This window comes from Mycobacterium persicum (assembly GCF_002086675.1).
Taxonomy (GTDB): domain Bacteria; phylum Actinomycetota; class Actinomycetes; order Mycobacteriales; family Mycobacteriaceae; genus Mycobacterium; species Mycobacterium persicum.
The window spans coordinates 1-10,380 of sequence record NZ_MVIF01000141.1 but is presented as its reverse complement, the minus strand read 5'-3'; the positions used below and the strand labels follow the sequence as shown (position 1 = coordinate 10,380).

At 66.2% G+C, this 10,380-nt stretch carries 10 protein-coding genes and 1 pseudogene; 10 read left to right on the top strand and 1 reads right to left on the bottom strand.

Annotated features, from left to right (window positions below):
- Positions 1–332: 332 nt before the first annotated feature.
- From BST40_RS26000 to BST40_RS25990, 3 genes are read left to right on the top strand one after another with little or no spacing between them, the layout of a single operon-like run.
- Positions 333–1,604, top strand: a complete 1,272-nt coding sequence (locus tag BST40_RS26000; protein ID WP_075549408.1) for a sulfotransferase family protein — start codon at positions 333–335, stop codon at positions 1,602–1,604.
- A gap of 22 nt (positions 1,605–1,626) precedes the next feature.
- Positions 1,627–2,859, top strand: coding sequence for an MBL fold metallo-hydrolase (locus BST40_RS25995; protein WP_075549421.1), 1,233 nt, complete (start codon positions 1,627–1,629; stop codon positions 2,857–2,859).
- Positions 2,856–3,605: an SDR family NAD(P)-dependent oxidoreductase gene (locus tag BST40_RS25990; RefSeq protein WP_075549407.1), complete on the top strand. Its 750-nt coding sequence runs from the start codon at positions 2,856–2,858 to the stop codon at positions 3,603–3,605. The genes BST40_RS25995 and BST40_RS25990 overlap by 4 nt, the downstream gene beginning before the upstream one ends.
- 84 nt (positions 3,606–3,689) lie before the next feature.
- Here the strand turns inward: BST40_RS25990 and BST40_RS25985 are convergent, their stop codons facing one another.
- Positions 3,690–4,085: a hypothetical protein gene (locus BST40_RS25985; protein WP_075549406.1), complete on the bottom strand. Its 396-nt coding sequence runs from the start codon at positions 4,083–4,085 to the stop codon at positions 3,690–3,692.
- 321 nt (positions 4,086–4,406) lie between these two features.
- On the opposite strand from BST40_RS25985, the gene BST40_RS25980 reads away from it, so the two are divergent.
- From BST40_RS25980 to BST40_RS29705, 7 genes and pseudogenes are all read left to right on the top strand, one after another.
- Positions 4,407–4,742 (top strand): PE family protein, encoded by a 336-nt coding sequence (locus BST40_RS25980; protein WP_075549405.1) that lies wholly within the window; start codon positions 4,407–4,409, stop codon positions 4,740–4,742.
- 91 nt (positions 4,743–4,833) lie between these two features.
- Entirely contained in the window at positions 4,834–5,205 is a 372-nt protein-coding gene (locus BST40_RS25975; protein ID WP_075549404.1) for a DUF2237 family protein, read from the top strand.
- Between the two features lie 303 nt (positions 5,206–5,508).
- Positions 5,509–7,020, top strand: a complete 1,512-nt coding sequence (locus BST40_RS25970; RefSeq protein ID WP_075549403.1) for a flavin-containing monooxygenase — start codon at positions 5,509–5,511, stop codon at positions 7,018–7,020.
- A gap of 52 nt (positions 7,021–7,072) precedes the next feature.
- Entirely contained in the window at positions 7,073–8,422 is a 1,350-nt protein-coding gene (locus BST40_RS25965) for a WS/DGAT/MGAT family O-acyltransferase (RefSeq protein ID WP_089025312.1), read from the top strand.
- 283 nt (positions 8,423–8,705) lie between these two features.
- Positions 8,706–9,020: a PE family protein gene (locus BST40_RS25960; RefSeq protein WP_075549401.1), complete on the top strand. Its 315-nt coding sequence runs from the start codon at positions 8,706–8,708 to the stop codon at positions 9,018–9,020.
- Positions 9,017–10,279, top strand: a complete 1,263-nt coding sequence (locus tag BST40_RS25955) for a PPE family protein (RefSeq protein WP_083156188.1) — start codon at positions 9,017–9,019, stop codon at positions 10,277–10,279. The genes BST40_RS25960 and BST40_RS25955 overlap by 4 nt, the downstream gene beginning before the upstream one ends.
- 33 nt (positions 10,280–10,312) lie before the next feature.
- Positions 10,313–10,380 (top strand): annotated as a pseudogene (locus tag BST40_RS29705) (type VII secretion protein EsxS); the annotation flags it as partial.

The following is a 10,380-nucleotide window of genomic DNA, read 5'->3' as shown; positions in this document are numbered from 1 at the left end:
GTGGTAGCCGGGGAAAGCGGGGTGGGGGTAAGCCGGGTTGGCGGGCTGCGGCTGACCCGGATAGCCCCACTGGGAAGGAACATGGGGATTGGGCGGTGGTCCGTGGCCATGGGGCTGTTCGCCCCAAGGCGGCTCGCTGGAGGGGTCTCGAGGTTCGTTCGGTATCGACATCACTGCCTCCCCATTTCCTATCGCGGACTTCACGCTACCGGGCGGCCCGGCACGCACCGCCGCATGCTGGTCGACCTGCCTGTGCTACCGCGGCCCAGCACCGGCTACCGTCTGAGGCACATATCGATCGACTCCGATCGACGCGTGGGAGCGGGGACCCGGTGGACCTTACGGGCGGTGACACCCAGGGCATCGACTTCGCCGATCTGACATCACCCACGTTGACCGACGTGCAGCGCCAGGTGTTGAACTTCACCGAGTCGCGTCACATCCGGTTCGACGTCGACCAGATGCTGGCCGAGGCGATCGACCAGGCAGGAGTCACCGACCTGGACGACACCGACGGCTTCGGTGACCGGCTGGCCGCGCACGTGGCGGCCATCGACGGCGACACAGGGCTGACCCAGCTCACCCGCGGCACCTTGCGACAACGCGTGGTTCGGTTGCTGCGCAACCGCTTGTCGCTGACCGACCTGGTCAAGCGGTATCCCGAGATCGAATCTATCCGGATCGAGAAACCCTTCATCGTGGTCGGGATGCCGCGATCGGGTACCACCCATCTGGTCAACCTGATCGCCGCGGATCCACGCCGGCGGGCGCTGCCCTACTGGGAAAGCCAGGAACCCATTCCGGCCCGCGGCCAGGGCCCCGACATCTTCGGAGTGGACCCTCGCTACACCCGGATCAAGCAAGAGCACGACGCGCTCATGGTTACCGCTCCAATGGTGGCCGCCATGCACGACCGCTTCCCCGCGGCCATCGAGGAGGAGGTGGAACTCCTCGACCTGGACCTGGCCTCCTACGTCCTGGAATGGCATGCGCGAGTGCCGGACTGGCGCGACTACTATCTGACGCTTGACCAACACCGCCACTACGCGTATCTGAAAAAAGTGTTGCGGGCGTTGACATTTCTGCGCGGCCCGCGCACCTGGGTCCTCAAGAGCCCACAGCATTGTGAACAACTCGGCCCCTTGATGGCGACCTTCCCCGACGCGACGGTGGTGTTCACCCATCGCGATCCCGTCGCGGTGATCCAGTCGGCGATCACCATGATGGCCTACTCCGATCGGCTGCGCCGTAACAGCATCGACGCCGCCTGGCTGCTGGACTACTGGAGCGACCGAGTGGATCGGCTGCTGCGCGCCTGCGTGCGCGACCGCGCCCTGGTGCCACCCGAGCGCAGCATCGACATCGGATTCCACCGGCTCGACGGCAACGAAATGCCGTTGCTCGAAACCCTTTACCGGCGCGGCGGAGTCGAATTGACCCCCGAGGTACGTGGGCGCTTTCAGCAGTACCTGGACGGCAATCCCCGCGGCAAGCACGGCCGAATCCGTTACGACCTGCAACGCCACTTCGGTATCTCGGCCGACCAACTCCGCGAACGGTTCGGCTTCTATTTCGACAGATTCGACGTCCGTGCCGAGTCCTGACCCGACGAAGGAGACCGCAGCGATGTTCGAACCGGTTTATCTCAGCCGGCCCGGCGCCGACGAGATACGCCCGGCGGCCGCCGAACGGGCCGAGGAGCTCGCCCCGGGCCTATGGTGCTCGCCGGGTCTGTCGAATGCCTACCTGCTGACCACCGGCGACGGCCGGGTGATCGTCAACACCGGCATGGGTTTCGAGGGACCGGTGCACCGCGCCAACTTCGACGCCGTCGACAACTCACCGGTGCGCTACATCATCATCACCCAGGGACACGTCGACCATGTCGGCGGTCTGGACAGCGTCCGTGACGCCGATACCGTCGTTGTCGCGCAGGAGAATTGGACCCTGTGGCGCGACGACAACGAACGTCTCATCCGGTATCGCGCCAGCCGCAGCGCTTTCGCGTTCAAGGACACGCTGAAGACCGGCATCGAAGCGATTCAACGCCGCCTGGGCACTAGCCGCCTGCCCGCCCAGAGCGTCCCGGCCGTCGATCTCGACTTCGAGGACACCCTCACGCTGGAGGTCGGCGGCCGGCGGATCGAACTGCTGGCGGTTCCGGGCGGAGAAACCACCGACTCACTCGTGGTGTGGCTGCCTGACGAGCGAATATGCCTGTGCGGCAATACCTTCGGTCCGATATTCGGGCACGTGCCCAACCTCGTCACCATTCGCGGCGATCGCTACCGAGACGCCTTGACCGCCATCTCCTCGATCGAGCGGGTGCGCGACCTGCAACCCGAGCTGCTGGTGACCGGTCACTTCGCGCCGATCAGCGGCGCCGAACGTATCAACGCCGAACTGACCCGGCTGCGCAATGCCGTTCAGTACATCCACGACCAGACCGTCGCCGGGATGAACGCCGGAAAGGACGTCGTGACGCTGATGCGTGAGATCAGCCTGCCACCGGAATACGACGTGGGCCAAGGATACGGAAAGGTCGCCTGGGATGTGCGGGCGATCTGGGAGAACTATTCGGGCTGGTTTCATCACCGCTCGACGACCGAGCTCTACCCCGTCGGCTTCGACGCCGTCGCGGCAGACGTCGTCGAATTGGCCGGCGCCGACGCGCTCCTGGCTCGGGCGCGCGCGCACCTGGCCGCCGGCCGGCCGCTGCACGCCATCCACCTCGCCGAGTTGGTGCCCGACGATCAGGCGCGCGCACTGCTCAGCCAAGCGCACCAGACATTGCTGGCCGACAGTACGAACTTCTGGGAAAGCGCATGGCTCAAGCATCAGATAGCGAGCAATTCATGACCGCGAGGGTGAGTTTCGACTTCACCGGGACCACCGCCCTGGTCACCGGCGGCACCAGCGGAATCGGACACGCGATCGCGACGCTGTTCCGCGATGCCGGGGCCGAGGTCGCGGTCACCGGAACCAAGGCGGCCGCGGCCGATTACGAGACAGACCTGTCGGGCATGACCTATCACCGGCTGCATTTGGTCGATGCCGATTCGGTGGACCAGTTGGTTCGGCGTTTCTCCAGGCTGGACGTGCTCGTCAACAACGCCGGTGCGAACTTCCCCGGCGGGCTCGACGAATCCAAGCCGGATGGGTTCGACACGTCGGTGACTCTCAATCTGACCGGTCCCTACCGATTGACGGTTGGACTTCGCCGCGCGTTGAAAGCGTCGACGGCGTCCGGGGGTGCCAGCGTGGTCAACATGGCATCCATGTCTGCGCTGCGAGCGGTGCCGCTGGTACCCGGCTACGGCGCCGCCAAGGCGGGGATCATCTCGATCACCAGGAATCTCGCGGTCAAGTGGGCCCCGATGGGAATACGGGTGAACGCGGTAGCACCGGGCACCATCGATACCCCGATGACCGCACCCATGCACATCGCACCCGAGTTGGTGGCGGCGGAACTGGCGCATATTCCGTTGCGACGTTTCGGATCAGTCGGCGAGATAGCGCCCACGGTCGCCTTCTTGTGCACCGAGCACAGCAGCTACACCACCGGCGCCGTCTTCGTCGTCGACGGCGCCTCGGACTGCGTCTGATCGTCGATGCGGCCGGCGGGCGAGACGTGGCCGCCCGCGCAGACGCTCACCGACACCGCGCGGCGCTGAGCGTCCCGCGTCGGCTCAGAAGCCGAACGACGGTTGCATCTCGCTGACCAGTACCGGAAGCGAGATCGCTCCGGTGTCGGCGGTCACTACCAACACCCAACGGCCGTCGACGGGCAAGCGCAGCTGGATCTCGAAGAAGGCGAATCCGGGAAACTCGGCGACCGCCGCTTCGGGCACTTCGAACTGCAGGCGTATCGCCTCGGCATCCTCGGCATCCGCGGGAGGGCGTGCCTCGATGTTGAGCTGCCGGTCGTCGGAACTGCCCGGCTCGGACTGCGTCAGCACCACTAAGACAAACCGGGCCAACCGGTCCGGCCCGACCGCAAATCGCGACAGCACGCCGCCCTGCACGTTGAGTTTGTTGTCCACCACGGCGGCGGCGTCGGCCAGGAAGGCACCCGTAAGTATCACGCCGCTGAACCTAACACGCAGCCAGTGAACCCGAGGGCCATCCGGCCCTTGACGGCGATCGCCGATGTCGGCGCCGGCCCCGCTGGCCCCCGAAAATTTTTGGGGTGCAGGTGAACCCAAACGGTGCTAAGACCGTTGGATTGTGCAGAGGTTGGGCGGGCGGCACGTCGCAACGAACGTCATCCGGGCTTGGGTAGGACCGATTTTCGAGAATTGCAGATGAAAACTATTCCTTACGACTACTATCGCGATTGACATCGTTTAAGGCCCCGGTTACCTCGTCGTTGACCACCACTGACTGGCGCTATACAGGAGAAACACATGCAGTCGATGTCTATCGATCCGGCAGCCGCCGACATCGGTGCGCAGGTTGCCGACAACGCCTCCCAAGGACTGCAGGCCGGTGCGACGGCATCGACCCCGCTGACCTCGCTGCTGCCCGCCGGGGCCGACGAAGTCTCGGCCCAGGCGGTGGCCGCGTTCACCGCGGAGGCCGCTCAGCTGCTGGCCCTCAATCAAGCGGCGCAAGAAGAGCTGCGACGGGCCGGAGAGGCCTTCGCCGACATCGCGCGGATGTACACCGATGTCGACACCGCCGCGGCCACCAGCCTGACCGGCGTGGGACTGCTGCCCGGGTTCCGGATGGCGGCCGGCTAGGCGCACTACGGCATACCGGTCGCGGCTTCGCGGATCCGCGGCCGGAAAGCGCGATACTGGGCAGGTGCCTGAACGCCAGCCTGACCGCAACGTGCTGGGCGGACCCCTGCAACCGTGCGGTACCGACCCGCTGACCGGCTTCTATCGAGACGGCTGCTGTTCCACCGGCCCCGAAGACCTGGGCCGACACACCATCTGCGCCGTCGTGACCGCAGAATTCCTCGAACATCAGCGCTCGATCGGCAACGACCTGTCGACGCCCGTTCCCCAGTACCGTTTCCCCGGGCTGCTGCCGGGAGACCGCTGGTGTGTGACCGCGATGAATTGGCTACGGGCCCACCATGATGGCTGTGCCGCTCCGGTGGTGCTGGCCGCCACCCACGAGCGCACCCTCGAGGTGGTCCCGCTCGAGACGCTGAAAGAGCACTCGGTCGACGTGCCCGACGACCTGACCGACTTGTAGCACGCTTCCGGCCGCTGTGCCTGCCGGGCCGCGTCCAGATTGCCGCCAGGGTTGTGGCCGCGTGAATCCAGGGCCAAAACCACAGCCGTGGCAGCAATCTCGACGTTCCCGCCGGCAGGCCGTCACCGACGCCTGCTGTCGATGTGGTCCAGACCACAAATAGCTGTCCTCAATTGTCAAAACGATGTCCTCTGCTGTCAAGACATGACGCCGTGATGTGCGGCAAGGTGTGTTCGACGGTTCAGCCACCTCCCCTCGGACGGTGAGGTCCGCGGGGCAGATCCCATCGAACAGGACACGCGCATGGAATCCAGCAGCATCGAGCACGTCGACGTGTTGATAGTTGGTGCCGGTATCTCGGGCATCGGCGCTGCTTACTACCTGCGGACAATGCAGCCGACCAAGACGTTCGCCATCGTTGAGGCCCGCGGCGATATCGGCGGGACATGGGACCTGTTCCGGTATCCGGGAATTCGGTCGGACTCCGATCTGCACACGTTCAGCTACGAGTTCAAGGCGTGGGAGAACGACAAGGCGATCGCCAGCGCGGACGCCATCATGTCCTATCTTCGCCAGACGGTGGCCGAGAACGGCATCGGTACGGCGATCCGGTTCGGGCACAAGGTGATCGAGGCGGCCTGGTCCAGCCGTGACGCCCGCTGGCTGGTGCAGATCGAGCGCTCGCGCGACGGTCAGGCTTGCGGCGAACGGGTGACCATGAGTTGCGGATGGTTCTTCTGCGCCAGCGGCTACTACCGCTACGACGCGGGGTATACGCCGGAATTTCCCGGCCGGCAACGGTTTAGCGGGCAGATCGTGCACCCCCAGCACTGGCCCGAAGACCTGGACTACCGCGGCAAGCGGGTGGTGATCATCGGCAGCGGCGCAACCGCGGTCACGCTGGTGCCGGCCATGGCCGAGTCCGCCGGACACGTGACCATGTTGCAGCGTTCGCCGACCTACGTGATCCCGGTGCCGTCGAAGGACCGCATCGCCAACACCTTGCCCAAGTTGGTCGGTCGCGACCGTGCCTACGCCCTCACCCGCAAAAAGAACGTCGCCAAACAGCGGCTCGTCTGGCGGTTCTGCCAGCAATACCCGCAGGCCGCCCGGCGGCTGATCCGTCACCTCAACGCCCGGCAACTGCCGGCCGGGTATCCGGTCGACGAGCACTTCCGCCCGGCGTACAACCCGTGGGACCAGCGGCTGTGCGCAGTGCCCGACGCCGACATGTTCCGGGCCATCCGCGAGGACCGGGCTTCGGTGGTCACCGACCGGATCGACACCTTCACCGAGCGCGGAATCCGGCTGGCGTCCGGGCGGGAGATCGAGGCCGACATCGTCGTCACCGCAACGGGTTTGAACCTGCTGGCATTCGGCGGCATCAAGCTCTGGGTGGACGGCACCGCCGTCGACGTCTCGGAAAAGGTGGCGTTCAAGAGCTTTCTGCTCAGCGACGTCCCCAACTTCGCCTACCTGTTCGGCTACACCAACTCGTCCTGGACGCTCAAGGTCGGGCTGGTATGCGAGCACTTCTGCCGGCTGCTGGCTCACATGGAAGCCAACGGACACGATGTCTGCTGCCCGCAGGTGCCCGGGGCAATGTCGACCCGGCCGTTCCTTGACTTATCCGCCGGCTACGTCCGGCGCGCGGTGGCCCAGTTCCCCCACCAGGGCACCGAAGGACCATGGCAGGTCTGCATGGACTACCAGGCGGACCGAAAAATGCTGCGCGAGGGCCCGGTCGACGATGACCACCTGCGCTTCACCACGTCGGCCGGCGCCGACACGTCCGAGTTGGCCCTGACGGGCTGACCGGCCGCTAACCGGCCCAGGGGGCCATGAGGGGAGTACATGTATGGAACTGATGTCACCGGTCGACGCGTTGTTTGTGGCCGCGGAGTCGCGCGAGCATCCGCTGCATGTCGGGGCGCTGCAACTGTTCCAGCCGCCTGGGGGCGCCGGCCGGGCATTCGTGCGCGAGACCCACCGGGCGATGCTCGAATGCCAAGACATAGCACCGCTTTTCCGCAAGCGGCCGAGCTCTTTGCATGGCTCGATCGCCAATGTCGGCTGGTCCACCGACAACGACGTCGACCTCGGCTACCACGTGCGACGCTCCGCCTTGCCGGCGCCGGGCCGGGTGCGCGAGCTGTTGGAGCTCACCTCGAGGCTGCACGCCAACCTCCTCGATCGCCATCGGCCGCTGTGGGAAACACACGTGATCGAAGGCCTCAAGGACGGGCGGTTTGCGATCTACTCGAAGATGCATCACGCGCTGATCGACGGCGTATCCGGACTCACCCTGATGCGACAGTCGCTTTCAGCCGATCGCGACGACACCGACTTTCGGGCGGCGTGGTCGCCCGCGCCCGCGCGCTCCGCGCGCGCCCGGCAGCGCCCCGGGCGGTTGCACCGCCTCGGTGGAATGCTCGCATCGGTTGGCGGGCTTGCCCCGTCGACGCTTCGGTTGGCGCGTTCGGCGTTGCTGGAACAGCAGCTGACATTGCCCTTCGGGACGCCGCGCACCATGCTGAATGTCGGCGTCGGCGGAGCGCGGCGCTGCGCGGCCCAGTCCTGGGAGTTGGACCGGGTCAAGACGGTCAAAGACGCTGCCGGAGTGAGCCTTAACGACGTCGTGCTAGCGATGTGCGCCGGCGCGCTGCGGGCCTACCTCGACGACAACGACGCCCTGCCGGACGCACCGCTGGTGGCGATGGTGCCGGTAAGTCTTCGCAACGATCACGACTCGGTGGGCGGAAATATGGTGGGGGCGGTGTTGTGCAACCTGGCTACCCACCTCGATGACCCGGCCGACCGCCTGGACGTCATTCATGCGTCGATGCGCGACAACAAGAAAGTCCTGTCACAGCTGCCTCGGGCGCAAGCGATGGCCCTGTCACTGCTGCTGTTGAGCCCGGCCGCGCTCAATACCTTGCCCGGCCTGACCAAGATGACTCCGCCGCCGTTCAACGTGTGCATCTCGAATGTGCCCGGCGTGCGCGAGCCGCGATACTGCAACGGCGCCAGAATGGTCGGCAACTACCCGATGTCCCTCGTGCTCGACGGACAAGCGCTCAACATCACGTTGACCAGCACCGCCGACAGCCTGGACTTCGGACTCGTCGGCTGCCGCCGCAGCGTCCCGCACCTGCAGCGGACGCTCGGCCACCTGGAGACTTCGCTGAAGGAACTGGAGCGCGCAGTCGGCCTCTGACGGCCGGGCCAGCCCCGGAACTTCCGTCACTGCGACACAAAGGATTTCGCTCACCCAAGGGCAATGGCCGTGCGGGCGAACCTGTTCCGATGAGAACCGCGCGAGCGGGCGGCCCGTGTCCGACACCCACCGGGCCGTGCACCCGAAGAATCAATTTGACGTGCGCGAAACCTACGACACCGTAGCCCATTTCAACAGTTGACAAGAGTTATAGTTCATGAGATTTATATTCGGTCGCAAGTACCGCGCCGGTAGATCAGGCGCCTCGGAAGGAGTATCGGTAATGACGCTGCGAGTGGTGCCCGAAGGTCTGGCGGCGGCCAGCGCGGCGGTGGAAGCGTTGACAGCTCGGCTCGCGGCGGCGCAGGCGGCCGCCGCGCCGTTGATCACCGCGGTAGTTCCGCCGGCGGCGGATCCGGTGTCGCTGCAAACCGCGGCGGGCTTCAGCGGTCAGGGCGTCGAGCACGCGGCGATCATGGCGGAAGGGGTCGAAGAACTCGGCCGGTCCGGTGTCGGTGTCGGTGAGGCCGGCGTCAGTTATGCGGTAGGTGACGCCGCGGCGGCGGGCAGCTACCTGGGGTCCGGCGGTTTGCAGTGACGGCTCCAGTGTGGATCGCCTCTCCGCCGGAGGTGCATTCGTCGTTGCTGAGCAGCGGTCCGGGTCCCGGTCCGCTGCTCGTTGCCGCCGCATCCTGGACGTCGATCAGCGCCGAGTACGCTTCGGTGGCAGAAGAACTCACCGCATTGCTGGGCGGGGTTCAGATCGGAGCGTGGCAGGGCCCCAGCGCCGAAGTATTTGCGGCGGCACACATCCCCTACCTGGCCTGGCTGTTGCGGGCCAGCGCGGACAGCGCCGGGGCGGCCGTCCAGCACGAGGCGGCGGCGTCGGCCTATACCGGCGCGCTCGCGGCGATGCCGACGTTGCCGGAGTTGGCTGCCAACCACGCCGTACACGCGGTATTGCTGGCGACGAATTTCTTTGGCATCAATACGATCCCGATCGCTCTGAATGAGGGCGACTATCTGCGGATGTGGATCCAGGCTGCCGCCGCGATGAGCATCTATCACGCGGCTTCGGTCGCGGCGCTGGCGTCGGCGCCGCATATCACGCCCGCCCCGCTGCTGGTCAAGCCTGGTGTCGGCAGCGCCGGCGACGCCGCTGCCACGTCTCTCCAATCCACCGTGGGGGATATCCCGTGGAACTTGATCTGGGCGCTCCTGAAGGAGGTTGCCGAGGCGTATCTGGCGTTCAATGTGTGGGTCTTGAAGGAAGACGCGCTATTCCTGCAGGACCCGATCGGCAATTTGTGGCAGATGCTCAATGCCTTTTGGACCAATCCATTCAACGCGCTGCTGGAATGGGGCCCGATGATCTTCGCGCTCGGCTACACCGTGGCCGAAGGCGGAGCGCCGGCAACGACACTGGCGACGGGGGTGATTACTGGTGCTACCAGCGCGCTACTGGCCGCGCTGCCGCCGGCGCTGGTTCCGGCTGCCACGGCGCTGATGAACGCTGCCGGACTGCCGGTGGCGGCAGCTCCGGCGGCGGTGGGCGCGGTTGCCGCCGGTTCGGTGACGCCCGAACTCGGCGCTGTTGCCGTGCCGCCGCCGGCCCGATTGGTTTCGGCGGTGGCGACCGCTCCCGCGACGGCGCCGGCCGGCGCGGGTTACTCAGCCCGGGGCGCTGCGGCGTTGGGATTCGCCGGGACCGCCGGCAAGGTGGCCGGCGGAGAGCCAGGAGGTTTGACCAGGTTGGGCGCCCAGGAGTCAGGCGACGTGGCGCGGGCCCCGATGCTGCCGGCTACCTGGGACCCGAGTTGGGCGGGGGAGGCGATCATGGCCGGCTGCGTCAGCTAACCAGAATAACCGTGCTCACGAAAGGGAATCGCTATGAGTTTGTTGGATGCCCATATTCCGCAGTTGGTGGCGTCGCAGTCGGCGTTTACCGCCAAGGCGGC